The following is a 23,514-nucleotide window of genomic DNA, read 5'->3' on the forward strand; positions in this document are numbered from 1 at the left end:
GGTGTCCTCCACTTCCACTACCAATAGCTTGTAGTGTACTCCCATCACAGGATAGTCGTTGAAGTTTCCTCTTTTCGAGGCTTACCTGCTGATTGCCCATTATCGCAACCTAACGGTTTTTAACCATGAGATTGGCGCACTTAGGATTTAACCTTATGCTATCTAACTAATTTTTTCTGCTTTCGCAACTATCACGCTTAGGCCTTTTTCATCCTTGCGTTGTAGTTTAGTTAGCTTTAGGGGTTTCCAGCAATTCAAAGGATTTTGGATGTATCTCGTACATCTCTCCATGCTCTTTACGAACATGGGAGGCTGTCAACAATTTTCTAAGTTATAAGCTATAAACAGAGCTCTTAGCTTCAGATGGAGTTTTTACTCCATCTGAAGGTTAGAGCTCGTTATCCAGGGACGTAGCTGCCGTTATCTCCCACTTTGTTAGAAGTGGGAGTGTTACGGCAGGTAGTCATCGGATAAAACTTTACAGTGAATTATAACTTTTTATAACTTATTTGTAACTGTTAGTTACCTCTTTACCACACCCTGTTTCTCCATAAATAAGCACCGGTGAATTTGACAAACTAGCCCTCATAGCTTTATTTATAGCACCATTTAGAGCATCACTATTCCCTACTATATCATTAAACACATAATGGTCTTGACTGCTTTTAAGTACCGATTGTAGTTTACATAACTTTTCATTAACTTCCTTAAATTGAGTCATATCTTGAGCTATTTCAATAGCTCCTATAAGTTCATTATTCTCCATCACTGGAATTGTAGTATTAATTGTTGTTATCTTTTTACCAATATTACTACTGTATCTTTGAATTACATCCTTAACTTTTTTACGACTTTTTATGCACTTAATTATAGTTGAACTTTCTTCATCTACATCCTCCAAATATTCATCTACTTTTTTCCCCATTACTTCATCTTTATTAAGACCCTCAATAGATGCCATTACATCATTATAATATATGGTTTTACCATCATTATCTACAATATGTATTCCTAAATTTAAGTTATTAATTAAACAATTCAATATATTCTCTATTTTTATCATGTTATTGCCCCCTATATATTAAATGTCTATAATATAAGTGTATAATTAACCTTAAATTATTTCAACAATATAAAATTATTACCTTGTGAGGAATAAAATATATGATGAAAGCTCAATATAATTATTTGATAAGATATAATTTATTATAAACTCAACTTTCTCATATAAATTTTAGGCTCTATATTATACAAGCTAAGAAATAAAAGCGAAAAAGTAAGAACTAATAGGTAAAAAGTAAAAACTATTACTTACAAATTAATTATAAAAAACTCTTTGAGTTTTATCCTTAACTCTTACTTCTTAGCTATTACCTATTACTTATCTGTAAATTTTATAACTGCGAAAGTTGAATTACTAACTTTAATTAAAATATATTAAATAATAAAAATAGAAAGGAGCTTAATATGAACGCTAACGAGTTAATAAAAGTTGCTGCAGAAGCAGGAAAAATAATATTAGAAAATGGCGGTGAAACCTATAGGGTTGAAGAAACTATTTTTAGAATTTGTTCCGCTTACGGAGAAAAATCTGCTGAAAGTTTTGTTACTCCCACAGGAATCGTTATATCTATAAGCACCAATAATAAAAATTTATCTGTAGTTAAACGTATTAAAAACAGGACTGTAAACTTAGAAAAAATTCAGAGAGTAAACGACCTTTCAAGAAAAGTATGTTGCAATTGGATGCCCCTTGATGAGTTTAAATATGAATTAAAGAAAATAAATAACACTCCTAGATATAGTGGAAAAACATCTATTTTCTTTGCTTCCTTAGCAGCTTCCTTTTTCACCTTATTATTTGGCGGAAATATGAGAGACTCTATAGCTGCCTTTTTAGTAGGAGCTTTAATTTATAAAACCTCAAATATTCTTGGTAAATATAATGTAAACTCATTTTTTGTAAATATATTAGGTGGTTTTATGGCCGCATTAATTGCCTATATAATGGTACTTTTCGGCATAGGATCAAATATAGATAAAATTACCATAGGCTCTATTATGCTTTTAGTTCCGGGATTATCCATAACAAATGCAGTAAGAGACACCATAGCCGGTGACTTGGTTTCTGGAATTTCTAGAGCTATTGAGGCTTTTTTAGTGGCCATTGGCATAGCTATAGGTAGTGGTATTGTAGTTAAAATTATTTTTAATTTTGGAGGAATATAAAAATGGCATTTAAAGTTTTAATAAATTGTTTTTATGCTTTCATGGGCTCCTTAGGTTTTTGTGTTCTTTTTAATATTAGAGGTAAAAATTTATTTTTTGCCTCATTAGGCGGCGGATTAGGTTGGTTCGTTTATTTAATATTCTCCAACTTTGGTTATTCATCTAATTTGTCCCTTTTTATAGCTTCCTTAGCTATAAGTATATATTCTGAAATTTTTGCAAGGGTAATGAAAACTCCAGTAACCACATATATAATCAGTGCCATGATTCCTTTAGTTCCTGGAAGCGGCATGTATTATACCATGTTAGAATCCGTAAAAGGTAATGCAGATGTTTCCTTAAATCTTGGACTTAAAACGCTGATAGATGCTGGTTCAATAGCAGTAGCAATAGTTTTGATTTCATCACTTAGTAAATTTATAATTTTTTATAAATCTAAAAATTCTAACAAAAAAATAGGCAAATAGCCTATTTTTTTATTTTAAAAACATATTTATAGTGTCTACTAATTCACTCATTTTTTCTTTATTTATCTCTGTATCCTCATTACAAAAAAAACATCTTTCAGCATAATTTTGTAGAATTAAGCTTCCAACTTTGTTTATAGCAGCCCTAACTGCAGCTACTTGCACCAATAAATCTTTGCAGCAGGCATCATTTTCTATCATCTTTTGTATACCTTTTACCTGACCTTCAATTCTTCTCATTCTTATTTGAATATCTCTTTTAGGATCTTTTTTATCATTCATCTCATTCACCTCTAATTATGCAATAATACCCGTTATGAAACTAAATATAAAATATTTAAACTTCATAAACAGAACTCTAACCTTCAGATGGAGTTTTTACTCCAACTGAAGGTTAGAGATCGTTATCCAGGGACGTAGCTGCCGTTATCTCCCACTTTGTTAGAAGTGGGAGTGTTACGGCAGGTAGTCATCGGATAACAGGTAGTTATATTTATGATCCATTTATCCTAGAATTATATTAAGAAATCTTATTAGAATTAATCTATTTTATCAGATTTTTTTATGTTCAATGCTAATTCTCCCAACTGTTTATCATCTACTAGATTAGGAGCTTCTGTTAAAGGACAGAACGCGTTTTGATTCTTTGGAAAAGCTATTACGTCTTTTATGTTATCTGTTCCCGCCAAGAACATTATAAGTCTATCAAATCCAAAAGCTAATCCGCCATGTGGTGGTGGTCCAAATTTAAATGCTTCTAGTAAGAATCCGAATCTTTCCCATGCTGCTTCCTTTGTAAATCCTAGCACCTCAAACATCTTCTGTTGAAGATCCGTATTATGAATTCTTATACTTCCTCCACCTAATTCTTCTCCATTTAGAACTAAATCATAAGCTTTAGCTCTAACTCTACTTGGATCTGTATCCAAATAAGGAATATCTTCATCCATAGGCATTGTAAATGGATGGTGCTCTGCTTGATATCTTTCTTCTTCTTCATTGTAAGATAGTAATGGGAATTCAGTAACCCAAGTAAATTTAAATTCCTTATTGTCCTTTAAAATATCTAAGTCTTTTGCAACTTGAAGTCTTAGGGCTCCTAAAGATTGAAATACTACACTATTTTTAGCATCCCCAACTATCAATATTAAATCTCCTGGTTTTGCATTCATAGTATTTAATATTCCATTCATTTCTTCTTCAGTTAAAAACTTAGCTATTGGTGATTTTATTTCATCTTCCTTATAAGCTATCCAAGCTAATCCTTTAGCCTTATAAGTTTTTACAAACTCACCTAGCTTATCTATTTTCTTTCTTCCCATATCCGCAGAATTTTCTACCTTTATAGCTCTTACACTACCGCCTTCTGAAATAGCATTCTTAAAAACTACAAATTCAGAATTTGAAACTACAGAAGTTAAATCGTTTATTTCCATTCCAAATCTTAAATCAGGTTTATCACTACCATACTTCTCCATAGCCTCTTTATATGGCATTCTAGCTATTGGAAGCTCTACATCCACATTTAAAACTTCTTTAAACACCCTTTGAATTAATCTCTCGTTAACCTCAATTACGTCATCCTCTTCAACAAAAGACATTTCTAAGTCTATTTGTGTAAATTCTGGCTGTCTGTTAGCTCTCAAATCCTCATCTCTAAAACATTTTGCTATTTGATAATATCTATCAAATCCCGAAACCATTAAAAGCTGTTTAAATATTTGTGGAGATTGTGGAAGTGCATAAAACATTCCAGGATAATTTCTACTTGGAACTAAGTAGTCTCTAGCTCCTTCTGGAGTACTCTTTGTAAGTATTGGTGTATCTACATCTAAAAATCCATTTTCATCTAAAAAGTCCCTAACTACTTTTCCTGCTTTATTTCTTATGCTGAATATTTTTTGCATATCTGGTCTTCTCAAATCCAAATATCTATATTTTAATCTTATGTTTTCTGCAGCATCTAGATTTTCCTTAATATATATAGGAGGTGTTTCTGACTCTGATAATATTTTTATATTAAGTCCCTTTAGTTCCACCATTCCTGTTGGAATATTATTATTTGGTGCTTCTCTTTTTACAAGTTCACCAGTAACTGAAATACAGTATTCAGGTTTAACTAAGTCAGCCTTTTGAAAAGCTTCTTTATTTATTTCCTCTCCAAAAACCACTTGTAATATTCCTGTTCTATCTCTTAAATCTACAAATACCAATCCACCTAAATTTCTTTTTCTTTGAACCCATCCCATTACAGTAATTTTTTCGCCAATATTACTCTCTCGTAGCTCTCCACACATATGTGTTCTTTTTAAACCTTTAAGTGATTCTCCCATCTTTTTGTTCCTCCCTGATAAGCTTTTGAAGTTTTAGCCTTTTATTATTTTTACTATGTCATGAATTTTATCTATATTTATACTTATTTGTTCTCCATCACTCATTCTTTTTAAATTTGCTTCTCTATTTTCTAGTTCACTATCTCCTAGCACAATAGTATATGCGGCTTCTAATTTGTTAGCATATCTCATTTGCGCCTTAACTTTTTTATCCATATGATCGCAGTCACACTTTATTCCTTCTATTCTCAACTTGTTAGCTAGTTTAAAAGCTTCTACTTTTCCTGCATCTCCCATGGAACCTATGTATAAATCCATATAATTAGGTTTTGGTATTTCTATTCCATTTTCTTCTAAAGTCATTATAAGTCTTTCAATTCCCATACCAAATCCTACTGCAGGCATTTCTGGACCACCAATTTCTTTAATTAGGTAGTCATATCTTCCGCCGCCGCAGACAGTTATATCATTATTTATTATTTCAAATACAGTCTTACTATAATAATCTAGTCCCCTTACTATAAGTGGGTCTACATTGTATTCTATTCCTAGTGCACTTAAATACATTTTTAATTGTTCAAAGTGATTTTTACAGTCATCACAAACATAGTCTATTATAACTGGTGCATCTTTTACTATTTCCTTACATTTCTTTTCCTTACAATCTAATATTCTCATAGGATTTTTGTTAAATCTTGTTTTGCAAGTTTCACATAAATTGTCTAAATTACTATTTAAATATTCCTTCAAAGCTTCATTGTATTTCTTTCTACACTCTGGACACCCAATATTATTTATATTTAAAGTCAAGTTTTTAACTCCAAATTCTTCATAAACTCTCATAGCTAAGCTGATTACCTCAGCATCCATAGAAGCTTCATTAGAACCAAAAACTTCTATGCCTAGTTGATGGTGTTGTCTTAATCTTCCCTTTTGAACATTTTCATATCTAAACACTGGTGTAAAGTAAAAAAGCTTAGTAGGCTGTGCCTCTGCATGTAATCCACTTTCAATAAACGCTCTAACAGAAGGCGCTGTTCCTTCAGCCTTTAGTGTTATGCTTCTTCCACCTTTATCATTAAAAGTGTACATTTCCTTCTGAACTACATCAGTAGTTTCACCTACACCCCTTTGAAATAATTCAGTATATTCAAATATAGGTGTTCTTATCTCCCTACATCCATAGGTTGAAGCTATATTTCTAAATTTATTCTCAATATATTGCCATTTATATGACTCTGTAGGTAGTAAGTCTTTAGTCCCTTTAGGTGCTTGAATAATCATATTATTCCTCCTTAATATAACGTTTCTAATAATTCTTCCTTACTAGAAATTTTTTCATCTAAACGTTCTATATATTCTTTTACATCTTTTATATTAGCAAATCTTTCTAATCGGTTTTCTTCCAAAAACACAATTTTTGATACAGCATCTGCTCCCAATGCTATTATTGTTTGTTTTTCTTCTATCATTTGTATATTATATATGCACTCTTTACCCTCTAATGCATATCCTATATTCTCCATATTGCCTACCATATTTTTTTGTCTATACATATAATAAGGCTTCATAGATAAGCTTTTTGATAAATTAACAGTTTCCCCAAACATTTCGTTCAGTTCCTTTTGATTAGCTATTTCATAGTTTTCTTTATTTACTATGTTTTCATGTAATCTAGAACCTCTTTTTACAGATAGTCCATGCACTGTAAAGCTATCTGGTGCTAGCTTTTTTATTTCCTTGCAAGTATTTATTACATCTTCAAGCTTTTCACCAGGAAGACCCACAATAATATCCATATTAATATTTTCAAATCCTATATTTCTTGCCATATAGAACTTTTCAACCACATCTTTTGCTGAGTGATTTCTTCCTATAAGTTTTAAAGTAGTATCGCTCATAGTTTGTGGATTTATACTTATTCTACTTACACGGTGTTTTTTCATGGTTTCTAATTTATCTTCTGTTATACTATCTGGTCTTCCACATTCCACAGTAAATTCCTGCACATTAAATTCTTCCATGAAGTTTTTGTATATAGCTTCCATTACAACTCTAAACTGTTCATCATTTACCGCTGTAGGAGTACCTCCGCCAAAGTAAAGACACTGTATATTTAGTCCTTTTCTTTTTATAAAGCTACTCATTCTTTCCATTTCAACCATTAAAGCTTTTATATAATTGTCTACTAAATCACCACAACCCTTTACAGAGTTAGCTGTAAAAGAGCAATAAAGGCATCTAGTTGGACAAAATGGCATTCCAATATAAACACTTATATTTTCCTTTTTAGTGTTAATAAAACTTTCCTCTTTTTTTCCTATATCTATACATAATTTAGCCTTATCTTCTCTAGTGCAATAATTGTGATTGAAAAACTCTATTATCTCACTTTCATTTTTGCCTTTTCTTAAAAGCTCTATAGCTATTTTAGAAGGTCTAATACCCGTTAAAGTGCCCCATGGCATAGACTTTCCTGTATATTTTGTTAAAAACATGAATATAGATTTTTTTATAAAATCCTTATGTGGTAAATCCTTCGTGAAAATGAATCTTTCACTAATTTCTCCATAAGAACATTGTACTTCATTTTCATAAATATTTATACTCATATCATAATGTTCTTCTACAAATTCTATATTTTCACACTGATAAAATATATTAATTATTCCATAAACATGATATCTATAATTAATATCGTTCAATTTAACTTTCAATTTTAAAAACTCCCTTTATCTAAAAAATGGGTTATTCTTTTTTTCATATCCTATAGATGTGCCCATACTATGTCCTGGATAAACATTAGTACTGTCTGGCAAAGAAAACAATTTAGATTTTATGCTATTTATAATTGCATTGTAATCTCCTCCCGGAAGATCCGTTCTTCCAATAGACATAGCAAACAAAGAATCTCCTGTAAATACTGAATCACCTATTAAAAAGCTCATTCCTCCTGGTGTATGTCCTGGAGTTTCTATGCATTTAATTTGGCATTTTCCAAACTTTAATACATCCCCATCATTTAAGTTTATATCTGCTTTGCCACTTCTAAGCATTCCAAACATATACTCATTATTTCTCATCAATATATCATCTTTTTCATTTATGCATATAGGGGCATTTACTAAATCCTTTAATTCATCTGCTCCATCAGTGTGATCTCTATGTCCATGTGTCAGCAATATGTATTTAACCTTTAATCCTTTAGATTCTATAAATGGATATATATCGTCCACATCTCCTCCAGCATCCAAAACCACTGCCTCATTAGTTTCATCCCATATGACATAACAATTAGCAGCATAAATTCCTGCTACTATTCTTTTTATTTCCATGTATTTCACTCCTTTTAAAAGTTCTTTTTACTGTCTATAAGTAGTGTTACAGGTCCATCATTTTCTATACTAACTTTCATATCAGCCCCAAAAACCCCACATTGAACCTTTGTCACTTCTTCTTTACACAATTTTATAAATTCCTTATAAAATTTCTCTGCATCTTCGCCAGATAATGCCTTCATATAATTAGGTCTTCTTCCCTTTCTACAATCACCTAACAAAGTAAATTGGGAAACTATAATAAGTTCCCCATTAACATCAAGAAGTGACTTATTCATTTTTCCATTTTCATCTTCAAATATTCTTAAATTTAGTATTTTATCTTTTAAATATATCAAGTCTTCTGTAGTATCTTGTTGTTCCACTCCTAATAGCACGTTTAATCCCATTCCTATTGAACCCACTATTTTACCTTCCACTTCTACAGAAGAAGATTTCACTCTTTGAACTACTGCTCGCACTAAAATCACTCCTCAAAATACTAATTTACTATTTTTTAACTCTATATACTTCAGTTACACCTTTAAATTTTCTTATATTTTTCATCAAATTATCTAATTGCTCTCTACTGGTTATTTTTAATTTTACATTAATAACCGCTATTCCTACTTTAGAGGTTTTAGCATTGACAGCATATAAATTCAACCCACTTTTAACTACACTTTCCATTACATCTGTAAGAAGTCCTGGCCTGTCATCACCTTTTATTTGTATCTCTGCTATATAATAAGCTCCCTCAGAAGTACCCCAACTTACTGAAAGAATTTTCTCTGGCTCGTTTTGTATAAGCTCCATTAAATTTTTACAATCTTTTCTATGTACAGATACTCCTCTTCCTTTAGTAATATACCCTATTATTTCATCTCCAGGTACAGGGTTGCAGCATTTTGCAAATCTCACGAGTAAATTTTTCATTCCTTTTACTACTACTCCAGGATAATTGCTTTCTCTTTGCTGTTCTTTTTCCTTACTAGCAGTATATTTATTTATTTCCTTTTCCTCTTGCTCTAATGAAAGTGTATTCTTCTTTTCTTCATGGTTATAGTAATCCACTAATTTAGACACCACTACAGAAGGTATGGTAGCTCCAGCCCCCACAGATGCATATAAATCCTCTTCACCCTTCATATGGTACTTTGATAAAAGCTTTTCTATAACCTTTCCTTTAGCGTACTCCTTAAAGTTAAAGCCTTGTCTCTTTGCTTCTTTTTCCAATAATTCTTTGCCCTTTACAATGTTTTCTTCCCTTTTAGCTCTTCTAAACCAAGCCCTTATTTTGCTTTTAGCTTGATTGCTTTTTGTCATATTAATCCACAGTATATTAGGTCCTTTAGGCGTAGGGGATGTCAGTACTTCTACTATTTCTCCAGTACTTAAATGATAGTCTAGTGGTACCATCTTTCCATTTACCTTTGCACCTATACATCTATGACCTATATCCGTGTGAATCTTGTATGCAAAATCTATTGGTGTAGATTCATAAGGCAAACTAATAACTGCCCCCTTAGGAGTAAATACAAATACTTCATCTGAAAATAAATCTATTTTGAATCTTTCCATAAATTCCTCTGCATCAGAGGTTTCATCTTGCCATTCAAGAATTTCCCTTAGCCAAGATAATTTAGAATCTAAATCTTCCTGATGCCCTGAAGCATCTCCTTCTTTATATTTCCAGTGAGCAGCTATACCATATTCAGCAGTTCTATGCATTTCATAAGTACGTATCTGTATTTCAAATGGCTTGCCTTGTGGTCCAATAACCGTAGTATGTAGTGATTGATACATATTAGGTTTAGGCATAGCTATATAATCTTTAAATCTGCCTGGCATAGGTTTATACATAGTATGTACAATACCTAACGTAGCATAACAATCTCTAACATTATTCACAAGAATTCTGATAGCCGTTAAATCAAAAATTTGATCTATTGTCTTACTTTTTTTAACCATTTTTCTATATATACTATAAAAATGCTTTGGCCTTCCTTCTATGTCTGATTCTATTCCAGAATCTCCTAGTTTGCTATAAAGTTCTTCTATTATTTTATTTATATATTCTTCTCTTTCAGCCCTTTTTTCAGATATTTTTCTTACCAAACTATAATATTCATTAGGATTTATATATCTAAAAGATAAGTCCTCTAATTCCCATTTTATTTTAGACATTCCTAACCTATGTGCCAAAGGAGCGTAAATATCCAAGGTTTCCTTTGCCTTTTGCTTTTGCTTTTCTATAGGCATAAATTTTAATGTCCTCATATTATGAAGTCTGTCCGCAAGTTTTATTAAAATAACTCTTATATCTTTTGCCATAGCTAAAAGCATCTTGCGCACATTATCAGCTTGTTGCTCCTCTTTGGTCTTATATGTAATTTTACCAAGTTTAGTTACTCCCTCTACTAGTCTAGCTATTTCTTCACTAAATTCCTTAGTAACAAATTCATAATCGTACTGAGTATCTTCTATTACATCATGAAGCAATCCAGCTGCTATTGTACTAGTATCAAGTCCCATATCCGCCAAAATACATGCCACTTCCACGGGATGAATTATATATGGTTCTCCCGATTCTCTTCTCTGCTCACTATGGGCATTATTTGCAAAATTATACGCCTTAATTATACATTCTTTATTTACATGAGTGCAATTTTCCTCTATTTTCCTCATCAATTTATCAAGCATTTGGATTACTCTCCTAAAATCAAAGGCTGGTCAATGCCAGCCAGTTAATTATTTAATATCATTATATAATAATATTGATAATTTTTCAATTTAAAATTATATCTATATGTTGTATTTAACTAAAGACTCTATAGGGTAGCTTGAAAGTTTTTCTCTACCATTTAAATCAGTAAGTTCAATTACAAATCCAGCGGCAGCTACAACCCCACCTGCTTTTTCCACTAACTTAGCTACAGAGTTTATAGTTCCTCCAGTAGCTAATAAATCATCTATTATTGCAACCCTTTGACCTGGTTTTATAGAATCAATGTGTATTTCTAATTCATCACTTCCATACTCTAAATCATATTTTGAACTTATGGTTTCAAAAGGAAGCTTGCCTTTTTTTCTTACAGGCACAAAACCAACACCAAGAGCATAAGCCACAGGTACTCCAAATAAAAAACCTCTTGCTTCTGGCCCAACAACCATATCTATATCTTTATCTTTAAGGTAATCCACAAATTTATCTATAGTATATTTTAAACTTTCTCCATCCTGTAGTAATGTTGTAATATCTTTGAAACTAATTCCCTCTTTAGGAAAGTCTTCTATAACTCTTATTTTTTCTTTTAATTCCATTTCTTATTCCTCCTAATAATTGCTTGGAACTTAACATGAACAAGTTTAAAATTATTTTCATGCCCATACTATTATATATTAAAGATTAAAATAATTGCAAGTCTTTACTAAAAGTTCTGAGTTTATGTATTTCATTTTTATATTCATTACAAGACTCATCTATATTTTCCACCTGTCTTTTCAAGTATTTAGCTATTTGTTCCGCCCTATAGCTATTGGATGTAGTGAAAAGTTCTACCACAATTCTTGCATTATCCATTTTGCCCACTGGATTTACTGTAGGTATAGCTGTAGTAACCAATTTATATATTGTTTTTATATCTATTTTAAATATTTTATGTACTTTCATTAAAGCCTTTAATCCATAATTATTTGTTACCTTTAATCTCTTTACTCCCTCTATAACAAAATCTCTATTTTCTCCAACTATTTCCACATCTCTAGAAACAGTACCGAGCATAACCAAATCCATATATTTATGTACACAATTTATTTTATAATAATTAGCTATTTCTTTAGCTAATCTAAAAGCTACTCCTACTGCTGTACTATTATATTCCATACATTGGGTATTAGTCAGTACACAAGTATTAGGAACTTTACCTTTGTTTTTTCTAAAATCTGTTATTATTACATCTATACCTAAATTTTTACAGTATTCTACAGTGTCATAACTATTGATTCCACAGCCTACAGTTATCATGAGAGTGGCTCCAAGGATTTTTATATGGTTATCAACTATATATTTGTTCACTTCATAATTATCATCTATTTCACTTGGTATATAGTACTCTACATCTGCATTTAGGTACCTAAGAATCAAAATTAATAAAGACACCCCTGTAATGCAATCCAAATCATAATGTCCGTAAATTATAATTTTTTCTCTGTTGTTTACAGCACTGACAATTCTATTTAGGGCACTTTTAATTTCTTTATCAATATATGTATTATCAATTTTAATATTATCACTGACTTTATTCATACTAGTTCCTCCAACTCTATAGAAAACAAGTATATTATAAATTATATTACTGCTTTTGACAAATAAATTTTTATATGAATATGCGGAACTAATAGTACGCTAGTAAAAATAAACTATTTGTGCTACTTAATTCTATATTTATTTTATATATTTAGTATTGAGCAAAATAAAGATTCCAGATTTCATCTGGAATCCATTTTAATAATTAAATTATTAATTTATTATTTTAAGCTCTTCCTTCAATTTTCTTCTTTAAAATGACCCAAATAGGGCTGGCAATAAATATTGATGAATAGCATCCTGAAACTATGCCTATTATTAGCGGCATAGAGAATTCTCTAACTGAAGGAACAAACACATTTACAGCCACTATAGTGAACAATGTAGTTAAAACTGTATTTATAGATCTAGTCATAGTTTGACTTATACTTATATTTGCTACTTCAGCCACATCTTTTCCACGCATTTTTTTGCTATTTTCTCTTATTCTATCAAAAATAACTATAGTATCGTTAATTGAATATCCGAGTATAGTAAGTATCGCTGCTATAAAAGGTGAGTTTACTGGAATTTGAAGCATAGCATAAATGCTTACAGTAATTAATATATCATGCACTAATGCAAGTATTGCAGCTAAACCAAATTTAAATTCAAATCTAACACCTATATATAGAAGCATAGCTAGTGTAGCTAAAATTCCTGCTATCCAAGCTTTTTTCTTTAGCTCATTTCCTACAGAAGCACCAATGGTTTCTTGAGATGTTAACTCAGCTTTTTTGTACTCAGATTTTATCTCTTTAAATAAACTATCTATTTTATTGCTGTCAAGTGAATTACTTTTAATTTCTAATTCAATTTTTCCATTATTGTTAGCCTTGGTAGTTTGATATTCATTAGAATATTTTTTAATTATCTTATCTATTTCAGCTTTTTCAAAGTCTTGTTTCATTTCTATTTGAACAATAGTACCACCCTTAAAGTCTATACCAAAATTTAATCCTTTAAAGCCCATTATTGTGAATCCAATAACTACAACCAATAAAGACATACTTACCCATAGTTTAAATCTCTCAACAAATTTAAACTTATATTCTGTTTTAGCTTGATCATTATTTTTAACTCCAAAATGTGAAGGCTTATTAATAAGTCCCATATTTACAGCAGATTTAAGTAAAAATTTAGTTACAGTTAATGCAGTAAATATACTTACCACTATACCTATTATTAGAGTTAAAGCAAATCCCTTTACAGTACCAGATCCTACTACATAAAGTACTACCCCTGCAATAATTGTAGTTATATTAGAATCTAATATAGAAGATAATGCTCTATCAAATCCTGTATCCACGGAAGACTTTACAGATTTTCCTGTTTTAAGTTCTTCTTTTATTCTTTCAAATATAAGTACATTGGCATCTACCGCCATACCAACGGTTAAAAGGAATCCTGCAATACCTGAAAGAGTTAATGTTGCTTCTATTCCTGAGAAAACAAGCAGTACAAGTATTATATATAAAACTAATGCTATATCTGCTATCATTCCTGGTAATCTATAGTAAAGAAGCATGAATATAAATACTAATGCAATTCCTATGGCACCAGCCTTTATACTTTTTGGCAATGCAGTAGCTCCTAAAGTGGCACCTACTGTTTTAGCTGAAACTGTCTTTAAGGTTACTGGAAGTGCTCCAGAATTTATTATATTAGCCTGTCTAGTAGCTTCTTCTAAAGTTTTGCTTCCAGTTATAACCGCCTTACCACCAGTTATAACATCATTTACAGTAGGATTTGTAAGCATTTCATCATCCATATATATAGCTATTGGTTGATTTATAAACTTTTTAGTAGCTTCAGCAAATTTTTTAGTACCATCTTGATTTAACTCCAATCCTATGGTTGGGCTATTTGTATCATTTAAATAAGCAGTAGCCTCCTTAACATCCTTACCAGTAAGAATAGTTTTTTTATCTGGCCCCACAAATTTTAATTCTCCTGTTTTTACCACACTGTCAATAACCGCTTTAGCATCAAATTTACCTGGTATTTCTATTCTTATTCTGTTTTGTCCTTCTTTTGTAACTACCGTTTCACTTACACCCATTTTGTTTACTCTCATAGATATAAGCTCAATAGTTTTATCAAAAGTTTTCTTATCTACTTTTCCTTGAATTTCCTCAACTACAGAAACTCCACCTTGAAGATCTAGCCCCTTATTTATAGATTTACTTATTGGTTTTATTTCATATCCAAATAATTTCACCCCTTGGGCACTAATAAAGGCTAATGAAAAAATAACAACAACACTTAAAATAAAGAGAATTGCACTCTTTTTTTTCTTCATTTTCTTATCCCCCTCCGTATAGCATTAATAACATAATTATAATATCACATAATATTTTAGTCAATATTATGTAATATATGCATTATTCTTCCATCATCATTTGTGTTTTTAAAGCTATGGCACACTCTATTCTCTTCTTTTGCATAGTACATCCTAATTCATATGGTTTATGGATATCTCCATTAAAGTTATAATTATTAGCTTGACATCCACCACTACAATAAAATCTTGCCCAGCACTCCCTACACTTTGGCTTATTATATATATGTGCTTTGTGGAATTTCTTAGCTATATCAGCATTCATTTTTCCTTCGTATATAGTACCTAATTTAAAATCTTCATTACCTACAAATTGATGGCATGGATAAACATCTCCCGTTGGAGTAACTGCCACATATTCATGTCCTGCTCCACAACCTGAAATTCTTTTATAAACGCATGGTCCTCCATCTAAATTTATATTAAAATGATAAAATTTAAATTCATTACCTTCTTTATATCTTTTTAACATTTCATCATACAATTTATCATACTGCTGAAAAATTGTGTTAATATCTTCCTCTCTCAAAGACAATGGATGTTCATCTGGAAGAACTACTGGTTCTACAGATATTTCTTTAAATCCTAAATCTACTAGATGCATAACATCATTAAAGAAATCTGTATTTTCTCTAGTAAAAGTTCCTCTAACATAATGCAGTTTATCCGCATCTCTTTTTGCCACCATTTCTTTTATTTTAGGCAGTATTCTTTCGTAAGAGCCTTCACCATTAGCTCCTATTCTAACTCTATCATTTACTTCTTTTCTTCCGTCTATACTTAAAACTATGTTTACCATGTTTTCATTTAAATATTCCATTATCTCATTATTTAATAAAGTACAATTTGTTGTCATGGTAAATCTTATATTTTTATTGTGCTTTTTCTCCAACTCTTTTCCATAATCTACTATTTGCTTTATGTTTTCAAAAGCCATTAACGGCTCTCCTCCAAACAAGTCCACTTCTATGTTCTTTCTAGGACCTGAGTGTTCAACTACAAAATCTAGAGCTTTTTTACCTACTTCTACAGACATGATCTTGCTTTCTCCATGATATTTCCCTTCGTCTGCAAAACAATACCTACATCTTAAATTACATGCATGAGTTATATTTAAGCATAAAGCTTTTATAAAAGATGGCGCTTCTCCGCTCTTTTGAGCAATTTCTTCGTACAAGTCTTCCGTATACAATAAACCCTCTTTTACCAATTCTTCTATCTCTTTGTAAGCCTCATGTATATCCTCATTTGAATATTTATCCTTATATCTTAATTTTAATTCATCTAAAGCTTCTAATTTTTCTTCGTTTAATAGATCATATACTAGCTCGTCCACCATGTGTACTGATCCAGTATTTACATCTAGAACGTAATATTCATCGTTCTGTATAAATTTATGAATGTTTGCCACCTTTATTTCCTCCTCATTAAAATTTAAGACAGTAACATAAGTTACTGCCTTTAAAATTATACCAGCATAAATTAATTTTCACAAGCTAAATTAGCAACTGTGCAAGATGTTTTACATGCTGATTGGCATGAATTTGCACACTCTTTGCATCCTGGTTTCTTTAAACTTTCTTTTATATTTGACTTGTTTATAGTTTTTATATGTTTCATGTCAATTCCTCCAATCATATTTATAGCTCCAATGTCGCATATCTACTAAATAATTATATCACAATAATTCCATTAAATAAAGGATTTCTATATATTTATTCCCAACATTCCAGATAAAATTCCCACTAGTAAAGCCAATATAATCCTTATATAATCCTTTCCTACCAAAGCAAATTCTCTTCCTGCTAAAACTGAAATTAAATAAAAAATTGCCATGTACATAAAGGATATGATGAGTCCCATAAGCCAACCATTCTTTCGAGAATTTCTAGAAGCATATACAGCTCCATACATTATGCTTATTAATGTAATTATCAAAATAAACATATCTCTAAATCCATCTGAAGCTGGAAATAAAAAATTGATTATAGAAAAAATTATCATACCTACTAAAGTAACTATACATGCTCTTATTAATCCTTTAAGCATATATTCTACATTTTTTTTATTCAACAGCAACACCTCCTTATTAAAAATATATGAACCCAGGAGGTGTTTAATAACTATTAAATCATTATTTTGATTCTTTTACTTCCTTTACTTCTGCCTCATCCTTTGAATTTAAAATACTTCCTATAGCACTTTTAGACATTTTAAGTCTAGACTTATCTGGACCTGATTGAATTATTACATAGTCATCCTTTATAACAACTATACTTCCAATAATTCCACCTCTAGTCATTACTTCATCATTTACCTTCAATGATTCTAACATTGCATTGTATTTCTTTTTTCTCTTATTTTCAGGAATTACTATTATTACATAAAAGAATGCAATCATAATCACGAAAGTAACAATTGTCATTAATCCATTTGACATATTAACGTTCCTCCCTTATTTTAATAATTTATAATTTAATTAAATTTAATTACTCAAATTAAGCTTTTCCATTCCAGTTAGCTAATTTTTCTTCTTTAAATTCTTTAAAATAATCACCATCTATGGCATTTCTTATGTCTTCCATTAATTTATTATAGAAATATAAATTATGAAGAACACATAATCTCATAGCTAGCATTTCTTTTGCCTTAAACAAATGCCTTATATACGCTCTACTGTAATGCTTACAAGTAGGACACTGACAACCCTCGTCTATAGGACTATCGTCTAATTCATATTTTGCATTCATTAAATTTATTTTACCATGTTTAGTGAACACATGTCCATGCCTTCCGTTTCTTGCAGGAAGTACACAATCAAAGAAATCTACTCCTCTATCTACAGCTTCTAAAATATTACTTGGAAGTCCAACACCCATTAGATATATAGGTTTTTCCTGTGGAAGATGTGGAACTACCGCATCTATTATTCTGTACATTTCCTCATGAGTTTCACCTACAGCCAAACCACCTATAGCATAACCATCCAAATTCATTTTACTTATGGTTTTTGCATGTTCAATTCTAATATCTTCGTAAACTCCACCTTGATTTATTCCAAATAACATTTGATTTTTATTTACTGTATGATCTAAAGAATTTAATCTATCCATTTCAACCTTACATCTTTGAAGCCATCTAGTGGTTCTTTCTACTGATTTAACCACATAATCCCTTGGGGATGGATTAGGTATACATTCATCAAAGGCCATAGCAATAGTTGATCCTAAATTACTTTGTATTTGCATACTCTCTTCTGGCCCCATAAATATTTTTCTACCATCTATATGAGAGTTAAAATAAACCCCTTCTTCCTGTATCTTTCTAATATGTGATAGTGAAAATACTTGGAATCCACCTGAATCTGTAAGTATAGGTCTATCCCAATTCATAAACTTATGTAATCCACCTAGTTTTTTAACCACCTGGTCTCCTGGTCTCAAATGTAGGTGATATGTATTAGAAAGTTCCACTTGGCATCCTATTTCTTTTAAATCCATAGAAGAAACTGCTCCCTTAATAGCTGCAAGAGTTCCTACATTCATAAATACAGGAGTCTGTATAGTTCCATGTACAGTTTCAAATCTTCCACGTCTTACCTTGTGACTTTTTTTAAGCAAAGTGTATTTTCCCATTAATCTACATCCTTTCTTTTACTATCCTATAAACATAGCATCTCCAAAACTAAAAAATCTATATTTTTCCTTAACTGCAGTATTATATGCCTTCATTATATTTTCCCTGCCAGCCAATGCGCTTACTAGCATTATAAGCGTTGATTCTGGAATATGAAAATTGGTTATAAGTGCATCCACTACTTTAAATTTATATCCTGGATAAATAAATATATCTGTCCATCCTGACTTTTCTTGAACAACACCATCTTCTGTTCCTATGCTTTCTAGAGTTCTAGAGGAAGTAGTACCTACAGCTATAATTCTCCCCCCTGATTTTTTAGTTTCATTTATTATATCTGCTGTTTCCTTTGTCATACAGTAAAATTCCGAATGCATATGGTGTTCTTCTATTGTATCAACTTTTACAGGTCTAAAAGTTCCAAGTCCCACATGCAATGTTAAAAAAGCAACCTTTACTCCTTTAGCCTTTATTTTCTCTAAAAGCTCTTTTGTAAAATGTAATCCTGCAGTAGGTGCCGCTGCTGAACCTACTTCTTTTGAATAAACCGTTTGATATCTTTCTCTGTCTTGAAGCTTTTCCTTTATATATGGCGGAAGTGGCATTTGCCCTAATTTATCCAAAACTTCTTCAAATATACCTTGATACTGAAATTGTACAATTCTACTGCCTTCATCACCAATACCTACAACTTCAGCTTTTAATTCTCCATTTCCAAAAATAAAGTTACTGCCAACTTTAGCCTTTTTTCCCGGCTTAACTAATGTTTCCCACTTATCCTTGTCTATTCTCTTAAGCAATAAAAATTCCATCTTTGCCCCAGTTCCTTCTTTACTGCCAATAAGTCTAGCTGGAAGTACTCTTGTATTATTTAAAACCAGACAATCACCAGGATTTAAATAATCAATTATATCCTTAAAATGTTTGTGATTTAGTTCTCCAGTTCTTTTGTCTAAAACCATAAGTCTTGATTCATCTCTTTTCTCAGCAGGATGCTGAGCTATAAGTTCTTCTGGTAAATCAAAATAAAAATCTTTTACATCCATGTAACCACTTCCTCTTCTGTTAATGTTAATTAAAAGATAGAGATTTGATTGTTCTCTATATAATTTTTAGGTATTTCTCTTTTTAAATGATTAAAGGTCTTTTCTGTTGCTACTCTTCCTCTAGGAGTTCTTACAATAAACCCCTTTTGAAGTAAATATGGCTCATATACATCTTCTATAGTGTCTAATTCTTCTCCTATAAAATATGCTAAGGTCTCTAGTCCTACTGGTCCTCCCTTAAAATTATCAACTATAGCAGATAATATCTTGTTATCTATACTATCTAACCCCTGAGAATCTACATCTAAAAGTTTTAAAGCTTTTTTTGAGGTAGCCAAATCTATTGTTCCATCGCCCTTAACAATAGAATAGTCCCTAACTCTTTTTAAAATTCTATTTGCTATTCTTGGAGTCCCTCTAGAACGCCTAGCTATTTCTCCAGCTGCATCTTCTGTTATTTCTACATTTAATATTTGTGAGGATCTTATTATTATATATGCCAGTTCATCTTCTTCATAAAATTCCATAGGACACATTACTCCAAATCTATCCCTTAAGGGTGAAGTTAAAAGTCCAACTCTTGTAGTTGCCCCTATAAGTGTAAACTTAGGTAAATCCAATCTTATGGATTTAGCCGCAGCACCTTTTCCAATGACTATGTCTAGTGCATAATCCTCCATGGCTGGATACAGTATTTCCTCCACAGCTCTATTTAATCTATGTATTTCATCTATAAATAAAACATCAAAATTTCCAAGACCGGTAAGTATAGCCGCCAAGTCTCCTGCTCTCTCTATAGCAGGTCCTGAAGTGACTTTTAAGTTTCCACCCATCTCACTAGCAATTATATTAGCTAATGTGGTTTTACCAAGTCCTGGTGGCCCATATAAAAGTACATGATCTAAGTTTTCTCTTCTCTTCTTAGCAGCTTTTACAAATATATCTAGTTTTTCTTTTACTTTCTTTTGACCTATATATTCGTTAAAACTTTGAGGTCTTAGAGAATAATCGTTCTCAAAATCTCCTTCTATTTTAGAAGTTGTGACAATTCTATCCCCCACATTATACACCTCAATTCATTAAATATTTTAAACAATTTTTAATTAAATCTTCAACACTTTGCCCTTCTACATACTTCAAAGCCCTGCTTCCCTCTTTTTCTGAATATCCCAAGGATACAAGTGCTTGTAAAGCTTCCTTTCTAATCTTATCATCTATAGGTTTATCTTCACTATTTTGTGAAGCTTCTAATATTTCATCAGTATCTATTTTATCTTTTAGTTCAAGTATTATTCTTTGAGCTGTTTTTTTACCCACACCAGGAGCCTTTGTAATCAAAGATTCTTCTCCTAAAACTATAGCTCTTTTAAGATTAGCTACACTACTTATAGATAAAAGAGATAATGCAGCCTTAGGCCCCACTCCATTAACCTTTAAAAGTAGATTAAACAAATTTAATTCTTCCCTAGTTAAAAATCCATAAAGTCCAATAAAATCATCCCTTACAATTTGTGTTGTATAAATGGTTATATTTTCACTGGCCTTAGGTATATTAGTTATAGTATTACCTGATGTATATATCTTATAGCCTATGCCATTGTTTTCAATTATAATATAATCCTCATTGATACCCATATAGATACCTTTTATATACTCGTACACCCTTATACATTCCTTTCAACCAATAGTTTAAATAAGAAGCTATATAATACTTTACCACCATAATTAATTTTATTCAAGAAAAAAGAGTATATAGTTACGTATTATATAATCCTATATACCCTTTACTATATATATTTTATTTTAAGATTCATATTCAGTAACAGCTTCTTTTGCCTTCTCTTTAGTATCAAATTGAAGTTCTGAACAACCGTTTTTAAGCATTTCTACATCCTCTTTTCTAAGAAGATTAGTCTTTAAGCCGGTAATATCTTCTTTGTCTTCTATATACATCTTTCCTTCATTATCTGTTCTAAAAATAGAGATATACTCTCCTTTTTCTGTTTTCTCAATTCCAATAACATATTTGTTAGGAGCATATCTATCTACACTTTTAGTTAAAATAACTTCATTTCCATTCATTGCATTTATTTTAAAATCTTTTTTCAAAAAATATGATTGCAACTTCTCTCTATCATATCCTATTATAGACTTGTCATATTTTTCTGCTATTTGTTTTTCTTCTGCTATATGATTACTTTTTAAATAAACGGTTCTAAATATTAAATTGGTATTATATTTAATAGTATTTTGAATTTTATTTTTACTCATAACAGAATTACTGTTTCTATATAATTCTTCATTATATTTAGAAGCTTTACTGTATTTACAATAACTAAAATACCCCCCTATGAAAAGAATTAACGCTACTGCTGAAAACCAAATTATAAACTTACTCTTTTTAGACATAATATCCCTCCTCATGGGGTATTATGTCCAATTTGTAAATTTTTATACAATTTATACAGAACTAAATTAAATTATTTTGAAATAAACAATGGGCTACTGCACCTAGTACAGCAACCCATTGATAGCATTATTTCCATATATAAGTTTTTATCCTTCGTGGACTAATTTTTTACATTACATATGAAGTTTAAACTCTAATACCTCTATGCCTCTATTCTTCCCATCCCTCTGGGAACTCAGCATTGTGGTAAACATCTTGAACATCATCGTCATCTTCTAATTGATCAAGTAATTTTTGGAATTTAGTTGATGTCTCTTCATCGATTTCTGTAAATGTATCAGGAATCATTTTAACTTCTGATTCTAAGAAATCTAATCCTTGAGACTCTAATGCTTCTCTTACAGTTCCAAATTCTTCTGGAGCAGTAGTTATAACATATACCTCATCTTCTGCTTCAAAATCCTCTGCACCTGCATCTAATGCCATCATCATAATTTCATCTTCATCAAGACCATCTTTCTTTTCAATAACCATTTGACCTTTTTTCTGGAACATAAATGATACACATCCAGTTGAACCTAAATTACCACCATGTTTAGTAAATGCATGTCTTACGTTACCAGCACTTCTATTTTTGTTATCTGTAAGTACATTTACTATAACAGCTATTCCTGCTGGACCATATCCTTCATATGTTATTTCTTCAAAAGTAACATCTCCTAGTTCTCCTGAAGCTTTTTTAATGGATCTAGTTATGTTATCGTTTGGCATATTGTTAGCCTTTGCTTTAGCAATAACATCTCTTAATCTTGGGTTTGCATCAGGGTTTGCTCCTCCCTCTTTTACTGCAACCATCAATTCTTTACCTATTTTTGTAAAGACTTTTGCTCTTTTAGCATCTGCTTTACCTTTTTTAGCTTGTATGTTATGCCACTTTGAATGACCTGACATTTATAATCTCCCCCTAACTTCATCTATGGTAAATTGTATTTTAAACTTATTTTTACACAAAATATACGCGTAAAGTATCAAAACACATTAATTATATCATATAATATATTATTATTTCAATCGCCATTTATATTCTGCAATTAGTAATATAAACTTTGTGCATTAAATATTAGTTATATTCATGTAAATAATGCCTTAAAATATAAATTTAAACCTCTTTATTTAGTTTAAAAATCTTTAAAATAAGCTTTAAATTACAAGCAATAATTATATTATCTCCAATTATTGCTTAATATTATACTAAATTAGTAACTTTAGTTCTGCAAAATAAAAAGTCAAATTGGTAATGCTACCAAAAAATAAATATGGCACACCGACGGTTTCCGTGATATATAAAAGTTATTACTCAATTAATCACACGGGAGGTTGTCAGTAT

General features: G+C 30.9%; 22 protein-coding genes and 2 pseudogenes. 2 read left to right on the plus strand and 22 right to left on the minus strand.

The window, feature by feature from the left end; translation table 11 throughout:
• Positions 1–505 precede the first annotated feature (505 nt).
• Entirely contained in the window at positions 506–1,063 is a 558-nt protein-coding gene (locus tag FGK85_RS10260; protein WP_138206302.1) for a PAS domain S-box protein, read from the minus strand.
• Positions 1,064–1,467: 404 nt separating this feature from the next.
• On the opposite strand from FGK85_RS10260, the gene FGK85_RS10265 reads away from it, so the two are divergent.
• Both FGK85_RS10265 and FGK85_RS10270 read left to right on the plus strand, forming a co-directional pair.
• Positions 1,468–2,229 carry a threonine/serine exporter family protein gene (locus tag FGK85_RS10265; protein ID WP_138206304.1) on the plus strand — a complete coding sequence of 254 codons (762 nt, stop codon included), beginning with the start codon at positions 1,468–1,470 and terminating at the stop codon, positions 2,227–2,229.
• Positions 2,230–2,231: 2 nt separating this feature from the next.
• Positions 2,232–2,696 (plus strand): threonine/serine exporter family protein, encoded by a 465-nt coding sequence (locus FGK85_RS10270; RefSeq protein ID WP_138206306.1) that lies wholly within the window; start codon positions 2,232–2,234, stop codon positions 2,694–2,696.
• A gap of 9 nt (positions 2,697–2,705) precedes the next feature.
• On the opposite strand, the gene FGK85_RS10275 is transcribed toward FGK85_RS10270, so the two are convergent.
• The 21 genes and pseudogenes from FGK85_RS10275 to FGK85_RS10370 all read right to left on the minus strand — a co-directional run bounded on the left by FGK85_RS10275 (position 2,706) and on the right by FGK85_RS10370 (position 23,078).
• Positions 2,706–2,978, minus strand: coding sequence for a metal-sensitive transcriptional regulator (locus tag FGK85_RS10275; protein ID WP_138206308.1), 273 nt, complete (start codon positions 2,976–2,978; stop codon positions 2,706–2,708).
• Between the two features lie 257 nt (positions 2,979–3,235).
• Positions 3,236–5,029 (minus strand): aspartate--tRNA ligase, encoded by a 1,794-nt coding sequence (aspS, locus tag FGK85_RS10280; RefSeq protein ID WP_138206310.1) that lies wholly within the window; start codon positions 5,027–5,029, stop codon positions 3,236–3,238.
• Between the two features lie 33 nt (positions 5,030–5,062).
• On the minus strand, positions 5,063–6,313 hold the full coding sequence (gene hisS / locus FGK85_RS10285) for a histidine--tRNA ligase (RefSeq protein WP_138206312.1): 1,251 nt from the start codon (positions 6,311–6,313) through the stop codon (positions 5,063–5,065).
• A gap of 11 nt (positions 6,314–6,324) precedes the next feature.
• A complete protein-coding gene (locus FGK85_RS10290; protein WP_138206314.1) occupies positions 6,325–7,746 on the minus strand; it encodes a coproporphyrinogen III oxidase in 1,422 nt (473 codons plus the stop codon).
• A gap of 15 nt (positions 7,747–7,761) precedes the next feature.
• Positions 7,762–8,364 carry an MBL fold metallo-hydrolase gene (locus FGK85_RS10295; protein WP_138206316.1) on the minus strand — a complete coding sequence of 201 codons (603 nt, stop codon included), beginning with the start codon at positions 8,362–8,364 and terminating at the stop codon, positions 7,762–7,764.
• A gap of 14 nt (positions 8,365–8,378) precedes the next feature.
• Complete coding sequence (gene dtd, locus FGK85_RS10300) at positions 8,379–8,828, minus strand: D-aminoacyl-tRNA deacylase (protein ID WP_138206318.1); 450 nt, start codon at positions 8,826–8,828, stop codon at positions 8,379–8,381.
• Positions 8,829–8,856: 28 nt separating this feature from the next.
• Entirely contained in the window at positions 8,857–11,049 is a 2,193-nt protein-coding gene (locus tag FGK85_RS10305) for a RelA/SpoT family protein (RefSeq protein WP_138206320.1), read from the minus strand.
• 102 nt (positions 11,050–11,151) lie between these two features.
• On the minus strand, positions 11,152–11,670 hold the full coding sequence (locus FGK85_RS10310; protein ID WP_138206322.1) for an adenine phosphoribosyltransferase: 519 nt from the start codon (positions 11,668–11,670) through the stop codon (positions 11,152–11,154).
• A gap of 85 nt (positions 11,671–11,755) precedes the next feature.
• Positions 11,756–12,655: a DHH family phosphoesterase gene (locus FGK85_RS10315; protein ID WP_138206324.1), complete on the minus strand. Its 900-nt coding sequence runs from the start codon at positions 12,653–12,655 to the stop codon at positions 11,756–11,758.
• Positions 12,656–12,881: 226 nt separating this feature from the next.
• Positions 12,882–13,727: pseudogene (secF, locus tag FGK85_RS15805) on the minus strand (protein translocase subunit SecF); the annotation flags it as partial.
• Positions 13,728–13,757: 30 nt separating this feature from the next.
• A pseudogene (gene secD / locus FGK85_RS15810) lies at positions 13,758–14,996 on the minus strand (protein translocase subunit SecD); the annotation flags it as partial.
• 82 nt (positions 14,997–15,078) lie between these two features.
• Entirely contained in the window at positions 15,079–16,446 is a 1,368-nt protein-coding gene (gene scfB / locus FGK85_RS10325; protein WP_138206328.1) for a thioether cross-link-forming SCIFF peptide maturase, read from the minus strand.
• A 71-nt stretch (positions 16,447–16,517) separates the two neighbouring features.
• The gene (gene scfA / locus FGK85_RS10330) at positions 16,518–16,655 is read right to left on the minus strand and encodes a six-cysteine ranthipeptide SCIFF (protein ID WP_017414649.1); all 138 of its coding nucleotides are present in this window, start codon (positions 16,653–16,655) and stop codon (positions 16,518–16,520) included.
• 87 nt (positions 16,656–16,742) lie between these two features.
• Positions 16,743–17,108: a TIGR04086 family membrane protein gene (locus FGK85_RS10335; protein ID WP_138206330.1), complete on the minus strand. Its 366-nt coding sequence runs from the start codon at positions 17,106–17,108 to the stop codon at positions 16,743–16,745.
• Positions 17,109–17,169: 61 nt separating this feature from the next.
• Positions 17,170–17,475, minus strand: a complete 306-nt coding sequence (gene yajC / locus FGK85_RS10340) for a preprotein translocase subunit YajC (protein ID WP_138206332.1) — start codon at positions 17,473–17,475, stop codon at positions 17,170–17,172.
• A 58-nt stretch (positions 17,476–17,533) separates the two neighbouring features.
• Positions 17,534–18,670: a tRNA guanosine(34) transglycosylase Tgt gene (gene tgt / locus FGK85_RS10345; protein ID WP_138206334.1), complete on the minus strand. Its 1,137-nt coding sequence runs from the start codon at positions 18,668–18,670 to the stop codon at positions 17,534–17,536.
• 21 nt (positions 18,671–18,691) lie between these two features.
• The gene (gene queA / locus FGK85_RS10350; protein ID WP_138206336.1) at positions 18,692–19,717 is read right to left on the minus strand and encodes a tRNA preQ1(34) S-adenosylmethionine ribosyltransferase-isomerase QueA; all 1,026 of its coding nucleotides are present in this window, start codon (positions 19,715–19,717) and stop codon (positions 18,692–18,694) included.
• A gap of 29 nt (positions 19,718–19,746) precedes the next feature.
• The gene (ruvB, locus tag FGK85_RS10355; protein WP_138206338.1) at positions 19,747–20,778 is read right to left on the minus strand and encodes a Holliday junction branch migration DNA helicase RuvB; all 1,032 of its coding nucleotides are present in this window, start codon (positions 20,776–20,778) and stop codon (positions 19,747–19,749) included.
• A 10-nt stretch (positions 20,779–20,788) separates the two neighbouring features.
• Positions 20,789–21,379 carry a Holliday junction branch migration protein RuvA gene (gene ruvA, locus FGK85_RS10360; protein ID WP_138206340.1) on the minus strand — a complete coding sequence of 197 codons (591 nt, stop codon included), beginning with the start codon at positions 21,377–21,379 and terminating at the stop codon, positions 20,789–20,791.
• A 141-nt stretch (positions 21,380–21,520) separates the two neighbouring features.
• Complete coding sequence (locus FGK85_RS10365) at positions 21,521–22,126, minus strand: hypothetical protein (RefSeq protein WP_138206342.1); 606 nt, start codon at positions 22,124–22,126, stop codon at positions 21,521–21,523.
• A 211-nt stretch (positions 22,127–22,337) separates the two neighbouring features.
• Positions 22,338–23,078, minus strand: coding sequence for a YebC/PmpR family DNA-binding transcriptional regulator (locus tag FGK85_RS10370; RefSeq protein ID WP_138206344.1), 741 nt, complete (start codon positions 23,076–23,078; stop codon positions 22,338–22,340).
• Between the last annotated feature and the right edge of the window lie 436 nt (positions 23,079–23,514).

It is taken from the genome of Haloimpatiens lingqiaonensis, from assembly GCF_901447495.1.
GTDB classification, from domain to species: Bacteria; Bacillota; Clostridia; order Clostridiales; family Clostridiaceae; genus Haloimpatiens; species Haloimpatiens lingqiaonensis.

What these genes read in the sequence shown, in the direction of transcription:
- FGK85_RS10260 (WP_138206302.1), bottom strand. Translation starts at nt 1,063, where the DNA reads ATGATAAAAATAGAGAATATATTGAATTGTTTAATTAATAACTTAAAT.
- FGK85_RS10265 (WP_138206304.1), top strand. Translation starts at nt 1,468, where the DNA reads ATGAACGCTAACGAGTTAATAAAAGTTGCTGCAGAAGCAGGAAAAATA.
- FGK85_RS10270 (WP_138206306.1), top strand. Translation starts at nt 2,232, where the DNA reads ATGGCATTTAAAGTTTTAATAAATTGTTTTTATGCTTTCATGGGCTCC.
- FGK85_RS10275 (WP_138206308.1), bottom strand. Translation starts at nt 2,978, where the DNA reads ATGAATGATAAAAAAGATCCTAAAAGAGATATTCAAATAAGAATGAGA.
- aspS (WP_138206310.1), bottom strand. Translation starts at nt 5,029, where the DNA reads ATGGGAGAATCACTTAAAGGTTTAAAAAGAACACATATGTGTGGAGAG.
- hisS (WP_138206312.1), bottom strand. Translation starts at nt 6,313, where the DNA reads ATGATTATTCAAGCACCTAAAGGGACTAAAGACTTACTACCTACAGAG.
- FGK85_RS10295 (WP_138206316.1), bottom strand. Translation starts at nt 8,364, where the DNA reads ATGGAAATAAAAAGAATAGTAGCAGGAATTTATGCTGCTAATTGTTAT.
- FGK85_RS10305 (WP_138206320.1), bottom strand. Translation starts at nt 11,049, where the DNA reads ATGCTTGATAAATTGATGAGGAAAATAGAGGAAAATTGCACTCATGTA.
- FGK85_RS10310 (WP_138206322.1), bottom strand. Translation starts at nt 11,670, where the DNA reads ATGGAATTAAAAGAAAAAATAAGAGTTATAGAAGACTTTCCTAAAGAG.
- FGK85_RS10315 (WP_138206324.1), bottom strand. Translation starts at nt 12,655, where the DNA reads ATGAATAAAGTCAGTGATAATATTAAAATTGATAATACATATATTGAT.
- scfA (WP_017414649.1), bottom strand. Translation starts at nt 16,655, where the DNA reads ATGAAACATATAAAAACTATAAACAAGTCAAATATAAAAGAAAGTTTA.
- yajC (WP_138206332.1), bottom strand. Translation starts at nt 17,475, where the DNA reads ATGTCAAATGGATTAATGACAATTGTTACTTTCGTGATTATGATTGCA.
- tgt (WP_138206334.1), bottom strand. Translation starts at nt 18,670, where the DNA reads ATGGGAAAATACACTTTGCTTAAAAAAAGTCACAAGGTAAGACGTGGA.
- queA (WP_138206336.1), bottom strand. Translation starts at nt 19,717, where the DNA reads ATGGATGTAAAAGATTTTTATTTTGATTTACCAGAAGAACTTATAGCT.
- FGK85_RS10365 (WP_138206342.1), bottom strand. Translation starts at nt 22,126, where the DNA reads ATGTCTAAAAAGAGTAAGTTTATAATTTGGTTTTCAGCAGTAGCGTTA.
- FGK85_RS10370 (WP_138206344.1), bottom strand. Translation starts at nt 23,078, where the DNA reads ATGTCAGGTCATTCAAAGTGGCATAACATACAAGCTAAAAAAGGTAAA.